This is a genomic window from Sporosarcina sp. NCCP-2331 (assembly GCF_023707945.1).
Classification (GTDB): domain Bacteria; phylum Bacillota; class Bacilli; order Bacillales_A; family Planococcaceae; genus Sporosarcina; species Sporosarcina cascadiensis.
On sequence record NZ_BRCD01000007.1, the window covers coordinates 37,943 to 56,827 of the forward strand.

Below are 18,885 nucleotides of genomic sequence, written 5' to 3' on the forward strand. Positions count from 1 at the left end.
GGAGCTTGCGAAAATAGCGTGTAGAAGGAACCCCGTATTGCCTTAACTTTTGCAAAGAGCGCAAAAGTACGGCAAAGCGAACCCTTCGCTGTTCGCTTGGCTCATCGCGGGCCCGCAAGACACGCGTCCGCCTGGAACGCAGGGAAATGGTCTCCTACCCACTTACCATCCTATACTGCGTAATCCCAGCAAATTTCAAACTGCTCATGAAATAGACTGTCAAGCACATGTTTTGGTGAAGAGCCTAAAAAAGAGCTGTCCGAAAAGTTAGGCGGGAATAACTTTCCGGACAGCTCCATTCCTTCACTTATTCAATTTCCAAGTAGAATAGTTCAGTGTCAAAGCGAACAGCACCCAGCCGATGTACGGCACCATCAAAGCGCCTGCTGTACGGTCTGTTTTGTTGAACTCGTAAGCCGTCATAGCAATCGCGCCCAATAAAATGGTCATTTCCATTAATGCGGTACCGCGCAAATTCCATTTGAAATAAAGGAATGACCACAGAAAGTTAAGTCCGAGCTGTACATCATACAGTGGAACAGCCGAGTCATTCTGCTTCCGCCGTGCCTGTTTTTCCTCCACACGATAATTTGCAACCCCCATCAGCGTATAAAGCGCCGTCCATGCGACGGGAAATACAAATCCAGGAGGAGAAAATGAAGGCTTCTCCAGTTTGGCATATTGCTCCTGCGTATTGCGGTTTGCCAGCCAGCCCACAATCGACCCGCCGACTACAGGAATCAGCACATTGCGCGTCAGCTTTTTCCAATCAGTTGTCCCATTTACGTTCAACAGTTCCAAAATAAAACCTCCTTTTAAGGAAGTTTTCCCTAACAGCACGGGACTAAACTAGCTGCCGGATTTTTCACTTGCTCTGTACATAATTTCACCGGCAACGACCGTCATGTAAATGGGGATATCTGGTATTCTGTCCACGGGTACTGTAAATAAATCTTCAGAAAGTATGGTGAAATCGGCGTCGAAACCTTCTGCTATGCGCCCGCGCGAATCGGTTTTTCCAATTGTGGCGGCAGCTCCTGAAGTAAATAACTGTACAGCTTCATAGCGGCTGAGTTTTTCATTCGGCAAATAGCCATCATGCTGATCGCCGGGCTGACGTCTTTCGATGGCGGCGTGCATCCCGAGCAGGGGACTGGGGTCCTCAATCGGCGCGTCAGAACCTCCCCCGACAATGAAAGCCCGGTCAATCAGACGCTTCCAGGCATAGGCGCAGTTCATTCGGTGTGTTCCAAGACGATCTTCTATCCATGGAAAATCTGAAGGAACAAAAGCCGGCTGGATATCTAGGACGATCGGGAGTTTCGCCATTCGATTTACCAAGTCGTCACGCAATAGGCAGACATGGATGAACCGGTCACGCTTGCCTGCAGGTGCAGGATGTTTTTCAATCACATCCAGTGCTTTTTCAACCGCCTGGTCACCGATCATATGTATAGCGACCGCCTCGCCGTAAGTTCGTGCCAGTTTCACAAGCTCTTCCAGTTCCTCATCTGTCACGACAGTGGTGCCAATGTTATCAGGCTCATCCGCATAAGGCGAGCTTAGTAAAGCAGTGCTGCCTCCGAAAGCTCCATCAATGAAAAACTTCATCTCACCGGGTTCCGCCCATGGTTCATTATAGGTGGCACGGTCATCCATCAGCTGCTGAAAAACGCTGAAGTGCCGCAGAAGATGTACGCGGAATTTGCATTCTCCGCCCAGTACATTCTTAAATGCCTGCAAAGGAGTCTGGTAGCTGCCATAATAGCCTAAGTCATCTGTGACGACACCCGTTAATCCGACGGAAAGCAGATGATCAACCGAAGTACGAAGCGCTTTTGTCACATAGGATTCAGACGGCTCAGGCAATAACTGAAGAACCCGGTGCATTGCACTTTCCTTCAACAGCCCTGTCGGCTCACCGCTCTCATCACGTTCAATCACCCCGTCTTCGGGATCCGGGGTGTCTTTTGTGATGCCCGCAAGTTCCAGGGCCTTCGAATTAACGACTGCCGCATGCCAGCACGTGCGCTTCAGCAGCATCGGGGAATCCGTAATGGAATCAAGCTCACATCGCGTGGGGATCTTCTTATCCGGAAAATTTTGTTCATCCCAACCTTCTCCAATGAACCACTCATCTTCGCGCAGATTCCTGTAAGCACCGCGCAGCATTTGCATTAATTCCTCTGAGGAAGCAGCCTGCGAAAGGTCCAGCCTCAGCAGCTTTTCACCCTGGCCGATAATATGCATATGATTATCAATGAAACCGGGGAAGACAACTGCTCCTTGCAAGTCGATCTCTTGAGCTGCATGTATTCGTAATTCTTCATAGGAACCGGTTGTAAGTATTTTACTGTTTTCTGTCAGAAGTGCTTCTATTGTATGTCCCTCATTTTGCATCGTATAAAATACTGCATTATGCCAAATCGTCTTCATGCCGATTCCTCCTTGTATCTACTATAGTAAACTGCAGCCGCCGAATGAACAATAGAAGCGATTTTGCATAGAAAAAAGCGACCGCCGCAGCAGTCGCTTTGCTTAATACATTTTCATATATCTTTCTATTTCCCATGGATGTACAGTAATTCGGTAGCTTTCCCACTCTTTATGTTTTGCATCCGTGAAGTTTGCATAGATATGTTTGCCGAGTGCCTCCTGTATGATCGGATCTTCTGATAAAGCAATTAGCGCGTGATCTAAGTCAGTTGGCAGCATATCGATATGGTTTTCCGCAAGTTCTGCAGGTTTCATTTCATAGATATTGCGGTCCACAGGTGCAGGCGGCTGCAGCTCTCGCTTAATTCCGTCAAGTCCCGCCTTTAAAATAGTCGCCATCGCCAAATACGGGTTGGCGCTCGAGTCTACAGAACGAACTTCGACACGAGTGCTCATACCGCGTGATGCAGGAATGCGGATCAACGGGCTGCGGTTCTGTGCAGACCAGGCGACATAGCAAGGTGCCTCGTATCCAGGAACTAAGCGCTTATACGAGTTGACCGTCGGATTCGTGATTGCAGTGAATCCCCGCACATGATCCAGGACGCCTGCCATGAATTGATAGGCTGTTACACTTAATTGACGTTCGCCTGCTTTATCAAAAAATACATTCTTTCCGTCTTTGAATAACGACACATTACAATGCATTCCCGAACCGCTGACGCCGTATAGCGGTTTCGGCATAAAAGTGGCATGAAGCCCGTGTTTGCGGGCCATTGTTTTGACCACCAGTTTAAACGTCTGGATATTATCGCAAGCCGTCAGCACATCAGCGTATTTAAAATCAATTTCATGCTGTCCGGGTGCAGCTTCATGATGTGATGCTTCCACTTCAAAACCGAGTTCTTCCAGTTCCAGTACAATGTCCCGGCGGCAGTTTTCACCTAAATCCATCGGTGCTAAATCAAAATAGTCACCATGGTCGTTCAGTTCCATCGTCGGCTGCTTATTTTCATCCAATTTGAAAAGGAAGAATTCTGGCTCAGGTCCTAAGTTGAAATCTGTGAACCCGAGGTCTTTCATTTCCTGAATGACACGTTTCAAATTACCGCGCGGATCTCCGGTGAACGGCTCGCCATTCGCTAAGTAGACATCGCAGATTAAACGTGCAACCCGGCCTTTGCCAGAAGGCCAGGGAAATACCATCCATGTGTGTAAATCAGGAACCAAATACATATCCGATTCTTCAATCCGTACAAATCCTTCGATAGACGATCCGTCAAACATCATCTTGTTGTCCAGGGCTTTTTCGAGCTGGCTGATCGGGATCTCTACGTTTTTAATCATGCCAAAAATATCGGTAAACTGAAGACGAATGAAATTCACATTCTGCTCTTCCACTAATTTATAAATGTCTTCTTTTGTAATGCTTCCCATCATACCACTCTCCTTATGAATTGTTTGAAACGAATCATCTTCGCAACATTTTTCTATAATACGGCAAACGCCAATAAAAACACAAGAGTTTTCTTCTATTTTTTGAAAGAAAACCAAGACTTAAGTTCTGATTTCAGACGATATTAAAAAGTTACCGTTAAGAGAACTTGTATTTTAGTACCATTCATTGATAAAAAATGTCAATGAATCCTGAAATACTTACTCAGCCTAATTGCCGATGGATTGCGGCCGCAACTTAGAGCGCTTTGAAACAGCATAGCTCTTTTTATTCAACTACTATCAAGTGCGAAAAGGAAGACTGTCCATATTCAAACAGTCAATAAATAACTCTTCTCATGAAACATTTGCCGTGCTTCTTCATATACTGAAAGCGAAAGGGGCGGGTATGTTGATTGACAATCAAACAATTACAATTGATGGACATACATTTCAGGCTGTAACGGTAAAATTACCTAAAACAACGCTGCTGACCGTATCGAATGACACCGGTTATATTATGTGCGGAGCACTTGACGTGGGCTTGCTGAACAGTGTGCTGGCGGACAGGAAAATCATCGCCGGCCGGGCAGTCGGAGTAAAAACGATTGAACAGCTGCTGGCGGCACCACTGGAATCGGTTACGCTGGAAGCTGAACAGCTCGGCATCACTGCCGGAATGACCGGAACAGATGCATTACTGAAGATGAAGCAGTAACAGGTACCATGTCGCGTGTCTGTGTTATCACTTTTAGCTATGTAGGCGGTCAACTAAAAAACGCGAGGAGCAGGACTCCTCACGTTTTTTCAATGCTCATATTTTTCTTCACTTGATGAACGGTCTTTGGTCCGCCTGTGGTGGCGTTCCTCTTCTTCTTCCATCCGTACATCTTCAAGCGGAATAGCGTCAACAGTCTGCATATCTTCATGCATGTCGTAGATGCTTTCTTTATCAGTCTTTAAGTTTTCAGGATTATCCATATAAGGTCCTTCTGCATCAGGCCGGTCTTTATCAGTAAACACTTTTTCACCTTTGTCATTTCTCATGAACATCATCTCCTCATCGTAAAATCGATCAGTTGAATAAATTGCCGAGCAAGCCTTTTTTACGTTCGTGCTGAGTATCCGTATGGCTTGTGCGAGAACGATCGCCCCGCATCGGTGTGTTATTGAATTCATCAAATTGACCGGCAAGTTTATCGCGTGAATCCTTATTTCTCATCAGGTACGCCGCTCCTAATCCGATTGCCGCTAATGCTGCTCTTTTTTTCATTGAAAGTTCCTCCTCTGTAGTGATTGCTTACTTCCTGTTTTCCCGTATTCATTCGATTTAAACAATACAAATATGTTACAAGGGAAAAGAAAAGGTCAATCAGCTGCCGAAACTGCCGGCTTCCGATTGACCTTTCTCACTAATATGCGGAAAATTTTTGTTTCGTACTACAACATACTGAGATAGTACCCCTGCCGTATGTTTTGGACACTGCTGAAAAGCAGCTCTTTCAACTGCACTTGCACAAAAAACCTCTTACATACTGCCTGGTAAACCTGTCTTTCCAGTGGAACTGTAAAACAAGTTCCCCACCTGAGCGTACCTCTTGCCAGTAAAGAAAATTTTCCGCCAAGGCTGTGCATCTCCCGCAGAATCAAAGGCTGTTCTTCTTCCTAACCTTTTTCAACTGCCGGTTTGCCTTGTTATGCATACTATACCCCGGCCCAAAAGAATCTAAACATCTATATTAAAATCATTTAAAAAGTTCAAAAGCTTTTTTCATACTCGCGGTTCGTCAGTATATCATCTATAATATAGGACTGAGGTGAGAGCTTTGAACAATGAATCGACAGGGAAAAGCATGAACATCCATCTTACTGTCAAACAGCCATATAATAGAAAGAAATTAGTATGATGACGGTAACAAATACAATCGAAACCATATCATGCGGTCTTGAGATTACCAAAAATGCCCGCAAAGGTATTGAGCAATGGTTCTTAAATGAACAGGCGCTCGTGTCATCCGAGACGGCATTCGAATTATATATTGAGAAAAAACCGGCTAACCGGCAGGGCAACCAGTCTTATTCACTTTATTTTGATCCGAAAACAAATGAAAAATTTGCTAAGACAGTTTCAGAGCGTGTTGCCGTCATGGAATGTGTGTTAAAACCGGACGGCTTTGTCGCGACGGGTTTTTATGTCCGGGGAGCAAAAGAACCTGTTCAGACAAACCGCAGACTGCATACACTGATAAAATTCCGTCTGAATAAATCTGGACTGGCACTGCCCATCCATTTTTATACAAGTATGCGCGAGCTGCCTGTAGCAGAAGAGCGTTCGGAATATGTCAAAAAGCGGATTGAAAGCTGGGAAGGTTATTTACAGATTGCTGAAAAAAATGCAGATGTCGAGGATCTCTCCTGCACATTCAGCCAGGCAAGTTTTAATAGTGACTTTACGAAACTGCATCTTCATTGTAAAGATTTGCAGTCGAAGAATTGGCGGCAGCTGAGAGGCTTCAGTGTAAAAGTGCTGGAGCTTTCCGCGGAAATTGGTAAAGTGATCGATATTCAGAAGTCACAGAGAATCATTGTCGTTGAACTGAACCAGCGTTTTCAGAAGCAATCACGGAAAGAACAATGGCTTCCGGTACATAATAAAAAACTAGTACTGACAAATTTTGCGGAACTGAGCCAAATCAGAAGGTTGCGGAGAGGCTTCAAAGATTTACAGGACGGACTGGCTGCAAATGCCAATTTAGAGAAGATTTTATTTGAAGAGCGTCCTGTAGTGCAGATCAATAATAAGCAGCCTATATTGGAGTTTCATAATAATCTTAATGCATTCCAAAGAGAAGCGGTTACTGGCGCAATGAAGGCTCATGATCTATATGTGATTCAAGGGCCGCCGGGAACAGGCAAGACGACCGTCATTTCGGAAATTTGTTATCAGAACGTTAAAGCGGGATTGCGGACACTCGTTGCCTCTCAGTCGAATCTAGCGGTAGATAATGCACTTGGTCGATTGCTGACGGATCCGAAGACCAGAATTCTCCGTTATGGGCGCTCCGAAAGTATTGAAGAAGAGGGCAAGCGGTTCATTGAGGAGAATGTGGCGTTACATTGGCGCAATGAAACATTGGACACCGTTCAGACGACGCGTGAAATGTATAAGAAGAAAGAGTTTGAACTATCAGAGACTGTTCAGCAGCTTGAACAAAGAAGTGTCGAATACTGCGAAGAACAAACGGTGCTTGCGGAACAGCTAGAATTACAAAACTTATTAACACAACAGCTGGAAACACAGACTTCAGAACTTGCTGCAAAACAGTATACGCTGAATCAGCTGTCAAAAAAATTATCAGATCAGCAGAATAGTACCGAACAGACTCAAAAAAAATTAGATCAGCAGCTGCAGGAAATCCGGCAGCTACAAATGAAGCTGTCAGCTATACCGACAGAAAGCAGTTTGACTGAGCGGCTGGCAATTCTGCAGAATGAACTGGAAAAGCTAAAACAACTATGTGTATATGCGGAGCTGATGTCGAACCTGCAGCAACTTTCAGGCCAGCTGAACAAGTTACAGGATGAGTCAGCTTCTATTCCAGAGCGTGAAAACAGACTGCATGCGGCAAATGAACAAATCATTTCGATCAGTAAATTGGACAGGCTGCAAAAAGAGCTGTCTGATCAGCCGATAGATGTACCGATACAATTCGTTTTACAAATGAATGAACTGCAACGGTTAATTAAATCAATTGAAACAGGACAATTCACTTATGAGTTTCAGGAGTGGAAAGAACTTTATGAACGGTTTCAGACTGCGATTGGAAAAACGGAACAGCTTTTGCAGAAACATCGTTTTCCAATCCATATGATTGAAAAAAAGTCTACAGATGATTTTAAGACCATACAGGAAATGCATGGAATGATTGATCGGCTTGGAAGATTCCTGATTAAGCCGGCAGTGAAAAATACACTGCAAATTCAGGAGGAATCCCGAGCTAAAACAGAAGTTCTACAAACAATCGCCCAGGGTATGTCTTTTTTTTACAGCAAAGAAGAATTAGTCCGCATGAAAGGCGCAGAAATTCAGCAGCAGCAAAAACAACTGGCCAAACAGCGCTTTGCTGAAATTAAGCAGGAAGTTCTGAAGTTTTTTGATTCAGAACTAAAGAATATTCAACGGGATCAACAATATTTTCAGCAACAGTCAGAACGTATTCAACAACAGCTTGCTGAAAAGCAGCGGCTTCTGGATGAGTGGCTGAATGAACACCCGCGGCCGGATATTGATTGGGAAAAGCAGCAGTTGTTAAAAGAAATCAGCACGATGGAAGCAGCTGTCTCGGAGTGCGGGGAGCAGAGGAAACAACTGACTCTGCTAACTGAAATGAAAGTAACTTGTGAACAAAATTCTGCCGGGACACAACAGACGCTGGAAGAGCAGCGAAAGCAAATCAGTGAACTGGAACAACAGCTTCAGAAACGGCAAGACGAAAATATGCAGCTGAAAACCAGTATTGATGAACTCCGTGAACAGCTGAACCCCGAAGTCGAACAGAAACTGAAGCGAGTTACAGCTGCATTGGAAACAGCAGTACAACAAATGGAAATTTTAAATACAGAACGGCAACATCTCCCTGTCCTGCAGGAACTACAGGCGCAATGGGAGCAGCTTCTGCAGCAAGCAAATGACTATGATCAGGATGAAATACGAAAACTCTATGTCGAACATGCGAACGTGATCGGCACAACATGTGTTGCATCAGCATCGAAACAATTCATGGAGGAATATCCCGAATTCGATGTCGTCATTATCGATGAAGTTTCCAAAGCCACACCGCCCGAATTGCTGCTGCCAATGTTAAAAGGCAAGAAGGTAATCCTTGTGGGAGACCATCATCAGCTGCCGCCGCTCGTCGGACAGGAAACAATGGACGAGCTGGTGGATCAGCAAAAAGATCCGGATGTGCAGCGTGAAATGAAAAAGCTGCTGAATGAATCTTTATTTGAAAGGTTATTCCGCACGCTGCCGAAGCAGAATAAAACGATGCTCAGCATTCAATACCGGATGCACGAAAATATTATGCAGACGATCTCTCCTTTCTATAAAGAAGGAAATTATGAATTGCAGTGTGGATTGCCTGATTCGGATGAACTTCGTGATCACTTGTTGGAAAGCGATCTGATTACGCGTGGCGATCATTTATTGTGGTTTGATACGCCGAATGAACCTGCATTCTACGAAGATAAAGTAAAAGGCGGTACGAGTCGGTTTAATGAATCGGAGTTAACACTTGTCCGAAAAATTCTTTTGGATGCCGAGAAGGCAACAGAAGAAGCGAAACGTTCCGGCCGAATGGATAAGAACGATTTGAAGAGTGTCGGAGTCATCAGTTTCTATGGCGAGCAAGTAAAACAAATTGACCGCATGCTGCAGCAGGAGCTGCGGCCGCAACATCTTCATTGTAGAACGGGCTCGGTCGATAAGTTTCAAGGAATGGAAATGGATATCATCATTTTGAGTTTTGTCCGGAATCATGGTGATTCAGGCGGAGATATCGGGTTTGCAAAAGACTACCGGCGATTAAATGTCGCACTGTCGCGGGCCCGGGAACTGCTGATCATCGTAGGGAGTTCGGAAATGTTCGCTGTGCGGACAAGGAATCAATCTACACGTGATATGTACAGCCGACTTCGTGAAATTGTACAACAGCAAGGCGGCTTGAGAAACGTACAGCCATAAGGAAAGGAAGGTGAGGGCATGGATTCGCTGCAAAAGAAATTGCAGAGAGAGATCCAGCAGCAGCCGAATCTGCAGATTGAAAAGTCTTCCAGATGGGGATTACCGGTAGAGACGGTCAATATTTCGTATACAACAATTAAACGTACTACTATGGATATTCTCATGAAAATGATGCTGCTGACGATAGATAAATTGCCAATTGCTGATCCCAAGATGGTTGCGGACTTTCTCGCCGTCGATTCTTTATTTGCAGAGGATTTATTGGAGAAAATGAAACGGGCAGACATGATTCGTAAACGTAAAGGTGTCTTCGAGCTTACGCAAAACGGAGCGGAACAATTGCAGTCAGGCATCTATGAACAGGCGCCTGAGCAAAAGGAAATCATCATGTATTACAGTGCCTGCCATGAAAATATTCTATGTGAAGAAAAAGAAGATCTGATCAAAACAAAAATTGAACCGTTTCGTCTGGCGAAAAAGCAGAAACATAAAATGAAAAGTCTCCATGAAGAACTATTGCGAAGTGCTCTTCTTTCAGCCGGAGTAGAAATGTCAGAGGGTCCGCTGCAGATTGTACTCGACAAAATTAATCCAGCTGTCCATATTTCGAAACAGCTAATTCTATGTATTGAGTTCTCCGTTTATAATCGATCAGAAAATATGCGGTTTACAAGGGTATGGAATACGTTGCTTGATCAATGGGACGAAAAATTGGAAAAGCTGATAGACCTGGAAAAAGCGTCGGCAACTTAAAAGAACCGCTCGAAAGTCGTTTTTGACAATTTTCGAGCGGTTTTTTTATTTATTGATCCCAAAACAAAAAAGTGTAACTCCAGGAAGGATCAGGGCCAGCGTTTTCGATTGCTGTCTGTCGATTTTTTCGGGTTGCTGCGAAGCTCCGCCAGTTCTTTAGCGATTTCTTCTTTCATATCCTTCGGTGCAATCTTTTGATTCTTCGGTGTTTGTGGTAATGAGCTGGAATTATTGCTGCCTTTCGTATGGTCGTCTCTTCCCAAGTTCTCACAACTCCTTTCAATAAACGTCTCATTGTAAAGTGGCTGTTAATGAAAGGTTTATGCAAAGTTTTTTAAAAAAGGTGTAAGAGAACGATAACATTTGTCTCAAGCAACTTACGGCCTAACACTCTTCTGTAACTACAGGGAAATTGGTAATATTTATAATTAGGCAAAGTAATCCATATCATGAATCTTTGTCACTAAAATATGAAAAAAGGCACTTTACTTGTTTAGTAGTTTGTGAATTGGGAATATAACTACTAAGCTTGTCGACGAGCTAACAAAACATAAAATGCATAGGAGGAAGTTATACATGGCTAAGCGAAACAACAACGACAACAACGATCAGAACAACAAAATGAGTTTGGAAGAAGCGGGCCGCAAAGGCGGAGAAGCGACTGCTAAAAATCATGACCGTGAATTCTATGAGGAAATTGGACGTAAGGGCGGCGAAGCCACTGCTGAAAATCACGACCGTAAATTCTATCAGGAAATCGGGCGTAAAGGCGGAGAAGCGACTTCCGAAAATCATGACAAAGAGTTCTATGAAGAAATTGGCCGTAAAGGCGGAGAAGCCAGAGCGGAACAAAGCAATAATAACGGCGGGAATAACAGCAACAACAGCCGCAGCAATAATAACAACAATAATAACGACGGCAAAATGAGCCGTGAAGAAGCTGGGCGCAAAGGCGGAGAAGCCCGCGCTAGACAACGTAAAAATGACGACAACAATGACAACAACAGCAAAAGCCGAAATAATAAGTAAGTTGATGAAGTTAGTGAAGAACGTTAATTAGAAGAGTATTCTTAAATCGATTGCAGCGATTTGAGAATACTCTTTTTTGTGTTGAGTCTACGCCGAAATCTGTTCTTGACAACCTGTCACCTGCGTATTGCGAAAATCCTGCTGCATTTTGGTAGTGTGTGGATTTAATATGTGCGGGTTTCGTTTCTCGACTTTGTAGGGATTTTAATTGAAGTGTGAGTTTGCAGTTTAAACTCGCTTCGTCGCTGGGGGATTGCCTTACGCTATAAGCCTACTGGCGAAGAACGTGCCTCATTGCCTTAACTTTTACAAAGAGCGCAAAAGTACGGCAAAGCGAACCCTTCGCTGTTCGCTTAGCAACGGCCGACCCCGCAGTTGCACCTTCGCTGGTGTGTAGAATGTATAATATGCTGCTTTTTTGCAGAGTGCGTATTTCGTTGCTATAGTTTTCGTTTCTCGACTCTGCAAACGCACTGATCACCAGAATCTAAGCCTTTGCAGTATACTAAGCATTGCATGAACACCATACCTATTATGACAGTCTCAAATAGTATGCTCATACATGCCACTCACACAAAAAATATTGAAACACCAGCCAGTGTACCGGAGTGAAAGCTGTCACGAAGAACGGCTTTTGCGAGTAAAAGCGCAGCGTTAGGAGCACTGGTTTTAGGCGACTCTTGGAGGATCAGCCCGACAGGTGAGACAACTTGCGGGAGCGAAAGCCTTTACGAAGAAAGGCTTTTGCGAATAAAAGCGTAGCGTTATGAGCACAGTTTGTCTTAATTTCTGCAAAGAGCGCAGAAACACGGCAAAGCGAACCCTTCGCTGTTCGCTTGGCTCACCGCGGGCCCGCAAGACACGCGTCCGCCTGGAACGGAAATCAACGGTACTAAGTGACTTATAGAAAGCAGGTTTATTAATTCAACTTATATAATTAGTATCTTGTCCTTTTTAAAATAAAAGTCTTCAGCACTACTTTAACAATACATACCCATTTTTCATTTTGTTACTCATCAAACATGTGTCTAATTTCGTACTTAATAGGAATTCATATTGAAAAAAATAAAGCATAAGTATATACTACTAGTAAAGGCTAAACTATTATATCAGTAAAATAAAAATAGAGAAAAAAGGGAAGTACGAGAATGAATAATCAATTAGTTTCTAATCATTTACAAGGATTAATTGCTGGGGTCATGGAAAAAGTTCAAATGAATATTCCTCTTCGTGAAGTAAGCGACGGAATTAACATGAGTTATAATTTTATAGGTAAATATATAGGTTACGATCCTAAACGTCTGGCGTCAGCACATAAGGAAATGGCGGCATTTTGTTCAGCAGATATCTATGTCCAAGCGATTACTCTGCATGAACTGGGGCATGTGATGGATCAGGAAGCGTTAGAAGCTTCGCTGCCTAGAACAATAGAAATTTTTACAATGAGAAAAAGTTATTCAATGAGTGAAATTTATAAAAATGCTGAGCTGCTTGCTATGCTGATAGAAGAAGATGAAATGAATAAAGTGTTTGAAGAAACTGCATGGGAAAATGCAGCTTGTTTAAATGATCAGTTTAGGTTAATTGATCCTGCACACTTTAAGGAAATTCGGAAAAACAGCCTGGCAACTTACGAAGCGGTTTACGAAGAAGATGTAAGTTATTATAAAAAACTTACGAATCAGACAGAAGATATTTCAAGACTATAAGTAACAAAACCAATTGGCCGCTAGAATCCAATTGGTTTTTTTAATATGATGGCATGTGATAGTGTTCCCATGCTTCTTGGATACCGCCCGCAAAATGAGCAGTTGATCGGTAAATTAGTGGATGAGAAGGAAGATCATTTAATTCGGGCTGTGCATTGCCGACAATCACAGAAGGAAACGGCAGTGACAACATTTGAGCGTCATTACCTGAATCTCCTGCCAGCAACACGTTAGCTGATGGATCTGCATAACGCTTGAGTGCGTACTCTACTGCCTGACCTTTCCCGCTATGCTCGGGCAAAAGGTCAATGTCCCGATCTGAACTGAAGACAAAATAATGTGGAATGCCTTCCAGCTCCAGATTTTTTTGAAAGAGCCGGACGGTTTTAGAATTCCCGGGTTCGACTGTAAATGAAATGCGTTTTGAGTGAGGCAGTTCTTGCCGTTTTAACTCGGGAAAATTCTTTGCCATACGAAGAATTGCAGAAGGTTGCCAGTTTTCATTTATTCGATTATGCCACTCTGTATCTTCTGTCAGAGTATCAGCATCATAAATAGCTGTCCCTACATCTGTAATCCATAAATCAGGTGCCGGAAGCTGCTCTTTTTCCATTAACTCCAAGGCAGAATCCAGATGTCTGCCCGTAACATAAATGAGGGCAGGATCCAATTCTTCTTTATTGAAAAAGTTGAGCAAACCTTGAAGTGCAAGCGGATCTCCCGCTAATGTATTATCCAAATCAGTTGCCAGTAAATAATCCTTCCTTTTCATGACATGCTCCTTTATATAGATTGGCCATTTTATAAGCTAATACTGACCAATTGAACTCTTGCTGTGCATAAACTCCTGCACGCAGTCCCAATGTTTTTGTGTAGGCTGGATTATGCAGGAGAGTGACCATCGCCTCCGCCAGCTGTTCCGGGTTTTTATGTTCTACGTGCAGCCCGGTCAGCCCGTGTTTTACCACATCCTGCAAGCCTCCTACTTTTGAAGCGATCACGGGGCTGCCGCAAGCCTGCGCTTCCGCTGCTACCATTCCGAATGATTCATAATACGAGGGAACAATGGTTGCTATGGAGTTTTCAAATAACACAGCCAGCTGTTTTTGACTTTGCGGTCCTATGAACTTCACTCTGTGTTCAATGCCTCTCAGTGCTGAACGCAGTTTTTTACTGTGAGGTAAATGGTTGCGCTGATCAATACAATCTTTACCTCCTCCTGCGATAATTAACTTGGAATGTGAAGATAAGCGTTCTTTCTTAGTAAGCAGCTTAAAAGCTTTCAAGAGAGTATAGATTCCTTTTGTTGTTTGAAGCCGTCCGGCAAAAGCGAAGTAAGGCCGTATTCCTGCCCGCTTTTGAGAAGGACGGAATGCCTTGTCCACCCCAATTGAGATAACTTGGATATCTGAAGGCTTGTCCACAAATTTTGAAATCAATTCTTTCTCAGTTTTGGAAGTGACAACAACATGGTCTGCAGAGCTGAGGATCATTTTTTCCGTCAGCAACCGCAATGCGTCTGAATCACCGGTTGCTTCCTTCTTTGCAATGCCCAATGAATGATTGGTATGGATCCAGGGCATCTGGTAATCTTTTTGAATGAAGGAGCCTACTAAACCGGAAAGCCAATAATGTGTATGAATTAATTCGTAGGATTCAAGGGGGATTGTGTTGACAAGTTCTTGATAAAAATCAGGCATCATGCTGAACAGCTTGCTTTTTGGAACATATTCCTGCTTTCCTGCGGCAATTCTGATCACCCGGCATGCCTGGCCGAAATGTTCGATTTGTGGAGTAGAAAGACTGTTCCAGTGAGTGGCAACATCAACAGCATAACCTTCTTTTTCGAGTGCCAATGCCAGCTGTTTAACATAATTATTCTGTCCGCCGGCCTGTTCACTGCCAAGTGGTTCCAAAGGATCGCCATGGTCAGATATAAATAGAATTTTTCTATACAAGTCTTTTTTCTCCTTTCAATATTTATGTTGATCTTAAATAGTTTTGGTATCAATGCCTTTATGTTATTCCCTATATCTCGTAATTCAAACCTAGAATGTTTCAAATTATCAAAAACAGGGAAGAGTAATGTATAAATTAAGTAGTAGATAGATTAAGAAGCAAGGGGTGATAGAATGAGGTTAAAAGATCATAACAGCTTCGTTAAATTATGGTATGCGATGAAAATATGGATGGCATATTTTTTGGTTAAACTATTCTATAGAAATGACAAAGATATTATTGTGCTAGTAGGAGGCAATCTGGGCGAAAAATATGAAGACAATGCGGCAGTCTTCCATCAATATCTGATAGATCATTACAGCAGTCAAATGAAGATCTATTGGATGTTTGATCCGCAATTTGATTACATAAATCAATTTCCGATTCCTCATGCAGTGCCGCTTGGCAGTTTTCAAAACTATGTATTATTTTTCAGAGCCCGCTACACTGTGCACGGTCACTCGATAATTTATGACCTAGCTCCTTATATGGATCGTTTTATCTTTCTCAATAAAAAGACCGTGATGCTCCATATCAGTCATGGAATTGAATGCTTTAAAAAGATATTGATTCAGAAAGAAGATGTCCCGCTGCTGAAAAGGTGTAACCTCTTTAATTGCGCTTCTGCATACGAACATAAGATTAAATCAACGGAATGGAAAATTGCAGAGGACAAGCTGATCATCACAGGAATGGCAAGATTTGACCGGCTGCCTCCTGACCAGCCGCCTGTCCAACTGAAGAGATTGCTGCTGATGTTTACGTGGAGAGAGTGGCTGTTTGATATGACCGAACAGGAATTCTTGGAAAGCAAGTATTACAGATCTACTGTCGGTCTGTTGCAAAGCGCTAAAATGCAGTCGCTCATTGCTGAACAGCAGTTGACTGTCCGTGTACTTCTTCACCCATTCATGAAAAAATATGAAACGTATTTCCGAAAAGATCTACATGTGAACGATCATGTGTCTTTTTTTAGTTTTGACGACGTGTTAATTATGGATGAGCTGCATGCAGCAGATATGCTCATCACGGATTACTCAAGTATCTCATGGGACTTCCTCTATATGAACAAACCAATCATCTTTTATACGTTCGACCAAAAGGAATTTCTTGCAAACCGGGGTTCTTATCTGGATTTGGATGCTGATTTATTCGGCTATAAAGGCAATACGGAAGAGGAAGTACTCATGCATTTGTCCCGAGCGCTTGGGGGCAATCATTATGCCAATCCATACTTCAGCAAAGCCTCCGACTATATAGATTTCTTCGATCAGCAAAACTGTGAGAGATTGGCCAGAACTCTTTTTCGAGATGAAATTGCTCATGAAACGAAAGAATATACAGAAAAATCCGCTGAGATGAATGAATTTCCCCTTGTTTCTGCGCAAGCAGTACAGTATAACTGTAATAAGTAGAAGCTAGGGGGAATGAAAAAGTCTATGGAGCATCGAAAAGAACAATGGTCATCAAAACTAGGTTTTATCATGTCGTCTGCAGGGGCGGCAATCGGTCTCGGGGCTATTTGGAAGTTCCCGTATGTAACCGGAATGAGCGGCGGCGGGGCATTCTTTTTACTGTTTGTCGTGTTCACCATATTAATCGGACTGCCGATGCTAGTTTCAGAATTTATCATAGGCAGGGGCGCCGGCAAAGAAGCAATCAGCGCATATAAAAAGCTGGCGCCGGCGAGTGCCTGGCCGTGGATCGGCAGATTAGGCGTTGTGGGCTGCTTTCTATTACTCTCTTTCTACAGTGTCGTAGGAGGATGGGTTTTCGTTTATAGCGGTCTCTCTGTCGGTGGTAAAATTATCAGTGAAGGTGCATCTTATTCAGAGCAGTTCGGTTCGATTGTCGGTTCGCCGGTGACTACATTAATCGGCCTGCTGCTATTCACAATTATCAATGTGCTGGTCGTATCTTCCGGCGTGGCAAATGGTATTGAGAAAGCAAATAAATATATGATGCCGCTGCTCTTTATCTTTTTTATTATTTTAGTCGTACGTTCGCTTTCATTGGAAGGTGCGATGGAAGGTGTTTCCTTCTTCCTCAAGCCTGACTTTTCGAGCATTACAGGAGAATCGGTGTTGTATGCGCTTGGTCAGTCATTCTTTTCATTGGCAGTCGGCTTTTCTTGTATGGTAACGTACAGTTCCTATTTGAAAAGAGACGTCAGTTTAACGTCTGCTGCAAGTTCGGTAGTAGGAATGAACTTATTCGTCTCATTATTAGCAGGATTGGCGATTTTTCCTGCGGTTTTTGCATTTGGACAGGAGCCGGCAGCAGGTCCTGAGTTATTATTCATAGTTTTGCCTGCAGTCTTTTCCCAGCTTCCTTTAGGGCAATTATTTTTGGCGCTATTCTTACTATTATTCCTGTTTGCGACGCTCACTTCTTCATTCAGCCTGTATGAGATTATTGTAGCGGCGATGACGGCAAGCGGCAAACGTTCCCGGAAAGCAGTGACATGGATCATCGGTGTGGTGGTATTTTGCGCAGCTATTCCATCTGCTCTATCCTCCAGTACATTGTCGAGCGTGCTGATTTTCGATAAAAGCATTTTCGATGCAACCGATTATCTTGTGAGTAATGTTATGCTTCCGGCAGGCTGTCTGCTGATTGCTATTTTCATTATGCATCGGATGGATCAAGTAGTCGTAAGGGAAGAATTTACTTTGATGAGCCGGCAATCAAATAGTTTTTATCCACTTTGGCACTTCTTAATGAAGCTTGTGGTACCGCTGACAATCATCGTTGTATTCCTGGATACACTTGGTTTCTTGCAGAAAATTAAAATGCTGCTTGGACTGTCATGAAAATGACGCTCCAAGCAGTTTTTTTATGGAGATTGTTTACAGGATTCATTGCACGGACTTACCCAATTGACTTCAATTAATTTTTTCTGTATAATACATACTAAAAAAGTAGGGATAATACGTTATAAGAGGTGGAGTAGCATGCATAAACTGCTTACAATCAAATCAGGAGAATATAATTTGTCAGGCGCGCTGCATCTACCTGAATTCACAAGAGAGAAAGTTCCTCTCCTAATTTTCATTCATGGCTTCGTCGGCAGTAAAGTCGGTGAGCATCGGTTATTTGTAAAAGCTGCCCGTTATTTTACAAAACGCGGATTTGCAGTCTTTCGCTTTGATTTCAGCGGCTGCGGGGAAAGTGAGGGGGATTACGGAGGAGTGACGCTCACCAATCAGTTGAACGAAGTACAGGATGTCATCGATTATGTCAGTAGAATCCGCGGAATTAATGCTCACCGCATTACGCTGGTTGGACATAGTCTCGGAGGAGCGGTTGCTTCTTTGACAGCGGCAGCAGATCCGCGTGTGAAAGATCTGATTCTATGGTCCCCTGTCGGCTTGCCGTATGAAGATATAACAGGGATACTCGGACGGCAGGCGGTCAATGAAATTTCCAGAAACGGGAGTTATGATTATCAAGGCTTCTCCATTAGCCGCCGCTTTTTGAAAGATTTACAAAAGCACCGGCCGTTTGATACAATCGGCGTTTACAGAGGGGGAGCGCATATTATCCATGCAGAAGCGGATGAACAGATTCCGAAAGCACATGCCGCATCATACAAGGCAATGCTGAATGAAAGAATAAATACGGAACCGGTAACTGAGCGCTATATCGAGAATGCTGATCATACGTTTTCCGACTGTTCATTAGAAAATGAGCTATTTGATAAAAGCTATGAGTGGCTTAAAAGGAAGCATATGGAACAGGCTGCTGTCCGGCTTTAGCAAAAGATGAACAGTAGAATAGTAA

The 18,885-nt window shown here is 43.3% G+C and carries 16 protein-coding genes; 8 read left to right on the forward strand and 8 right to left on the reverse strand.

Features of this window, described 5'->3' with window-relative positions:
- Positions 1–303 precede the first annotated feature (303 nt).
- The 3 genes from NCCP2331_RS05635 to glnA form a co-directional block, all read right to left on the reverse strand.
- Positions 304–801 carry a TspO/MBR family protein gene (locus NCCP2331_RS05635; RefSeq protein WP_153722179.1) on the reverse strand — a complete coding sequence of 166 codons (498 nt, stop codon included), beginning with the start codon at positions 799–801 and terminating at the stop codon, positions 304–306.
- Between the two features lie 48 nt (positions 802–849).
- Entirely contained in the window at positions 850–2,436 is a 1,587-nt protein-coding gene (locus NCCP2331_RS05640) for an amidohydrolase (RefSeq protein ID WP_153722178.1), read from the reverse strand.
- Positions 2,437–2,538: 102 nt separating this feature from the next.
- Entirely contained in the window at positions 2,539–3,873 is a 1,335-nt protein-coding gene (glnA, locus tag NCCP2331_RS05645) for a type I glutamate--ammonia ligase (RefSeq protein WP_153722264.1), read from the reverse strand.
- A gap of 406 nt (positions 3,874–4,279) precedes the next feature.
- Here glnA and NCCP2331_RS05650 point away from each other — a divergent pair, with 406 nt between their 5' ends.
- Positions 4,280–4,588, forward strand: coding sequence for a YunC family protein (locus NCCP2331_RS05650; protein WP_251669164.1), 309 nt, complete (start codon positions 4,280–4,282; stop codon positions 4,586–4,588).
- Between the two features lie 89 nt (positions 4,589–4,677).
- Here NCCP2331_RS05650 and NCCP2331_RS05655 read toward each other — a convergent pair whose 3' ends face one another.
- Together NCCP2331_RS05655 and NCCP2331_RS05660 are read right to left on the reverse strand one after the other, a co-directional pair.
- Positions 4,678–4,917, reverse strand: a complete 240-nt coding sequence (locus tag NCCP2331_RS05655) for a hypothetical protein (protein ID WP_251669165.1) — start codon at positions 4,915–4,917, stop codon at positions 4,678–4,680.
- A 28-nt stretch (positions 4,918–4,945) separates the two neighbouring features.
- Positions 4,946–5,143, reverse strand: coding sequence for a hypothetical protein (locus NCCP2331_RS05660; RefSeq protein WP_153722175.1), 198 nt, complete (start codon positions 5,141–5,143; stop codon positions 4,946–4,948).
- 630 nt (positions 5,144–5,773) lie between these two features.
- Here NCCP2331_RS05660 and NCCP2331_RS05665 point away from each other — a divergent pair.
- Complete coding sequence (locus NCCP2331_RS05665) at positions 5,774–9,613, forward strand: AAA domain-containing protein (RefSeq protein WP_251669166.1); 3,840 nt, start codon at positions 5,774–5,776, stop codon at positions 9,611–9,613.
- Positions 9,614–9,631: 18 nt separating this feature from the next.
- Positions 9,632–10,366: a hypothetical protein gene (locus tag NCCP2331_RS05670; protein WP_251669167.1), complete on the forward strand. Its 735-nt coding sequence runs from the start codon at positions 9,632–9,634 to the stop codon at positions 10,364–10,366.
- Between the two features lie 89 nt (positions 10,367–10,455).
- Here NCCP2331_RS05670 and NCCP2331_RS05675 read toward each other — a convergent pair whose 3' ends face one another.
- Entirely contained in the window at positions 10,456–10,629 is a 174-nt protein-coding gene (locus tag NCCP2331_RS05675; protein WP_251669168.1) for a hypothetical protein, read from the reverse strand.
- 313 nt (positions 10,630–10,942) lie between these two features.
- On the opposite strand from NCCP2331_RS05675, the gene NCCP2331_RS05680 reads away from it, so the two are divergent.
- Positions 10,943–11,395 (forward strand): KGG domain-containing protein, encoded by a 453-nt coding sequence (locus tag NCCP2331_RS05680; RefSeq protein ID WP_251669169.1) that lies wholly within the window; start codon positions 10,943–10,945, stop codon positions 11,393–11,395.
- A gap of 1,148 nt (positions 11,396–12,543) precedes the next feature.
- Positions 12,544–13,104 carry an integrase gene (locus NCCP2331_RS05685; RefSeq protein ID WP_251669170.1) on the forward strand — a complete coding sequence of 187 codons (561 nt, stop codon included), beginning with the start codon at positions 12,544–12,546 and terminating at the stop codon, positions 13,102–13,104.
- A gap of 40 nt (positions 13,105–13,144) precedes the next feature.
- Here NCCP2331_RS05685 and NCCP2331_RS05690 read toward each other — a convergent pair whose 3' ends face one another.
- Complete coding sequence (locus tag NCCP2331_RS05690) at positions 13,145–13,876, reverse strand: HAD-IIB family hydrolase (RefSeq protein WP_251669171.1); 732 nt, start codon at positions 13,874–13,876, stop codon at positions 13,145–13,147.
- Positions 13,845–15,062: a glycosyltransferase gene (locus NCCP2331_RS05695; protein WP_153722169.1), complete on the reverse strand. Its 1,218-nt coding sequence runs from the start codon at positions 15,060–15,062 to the stop codon at positions 13,845–13,847. The genes NCCP2331_RS05690 and NCCP2331_RS05695 overlap by 32 nt, the downstream gene beginning before the upstream one ends.
- Before the next feature lie 174 nt (positions 15,063–15,236).
- On the opposite strand from NCCP2331_RS05695, the gene NCCP2331_RS05700 reads away from it, so the two are divergent.
- The 3 genes from NCCP2331_RS05700 (at position 15,237) to NCCP2331_RS05710 (ending at position 18,860) form a co-directional block, all read left to right on the forward strand.
- Positions 15,237–16,517 carry a CDP-glycerol glycerophosphotransferase family protein gene (locus tag NCCP2331_RS05700; RefSeq protein ID WP_251669172.1) on the forward strand — a complete coding sequence of 427 codons (1,281 nt, stop codon included), beginning with the start codon at positions 15,237–15,239 and terminating at the stop codon, positions 16,515–16,517.
- 24 nt (positions 16,518–16,541) lie between these two features.
- The gene (locus NCCP2331_RS05705) at positions 16,542–17,915 is read left to right on the forward strand and encodes a sodium-dependent transporter (RefSeq protein WP_153722263.1); all 1,374 of its coding nucleotides are present in this window, start codon (positions 16,542–16,544) and stop codon (positions 17,913–17,915) included.
- A 141-nt stretch (positions 17,916–18,056) separates the two neighbouring features.
- On the forward strand, positions 18,057–18,860 hold the full coding sequence (locus tag NCCP2331_RS05710; protein ID WP_251669173.1) for an alpha/beta hydrolase: 804 nt from the start codon (positions 18,057–18,059) through the stop codon (positions 18,858–18,860).
- Positions 18,861–18,885: the final 25 nt, after the last annotated feature.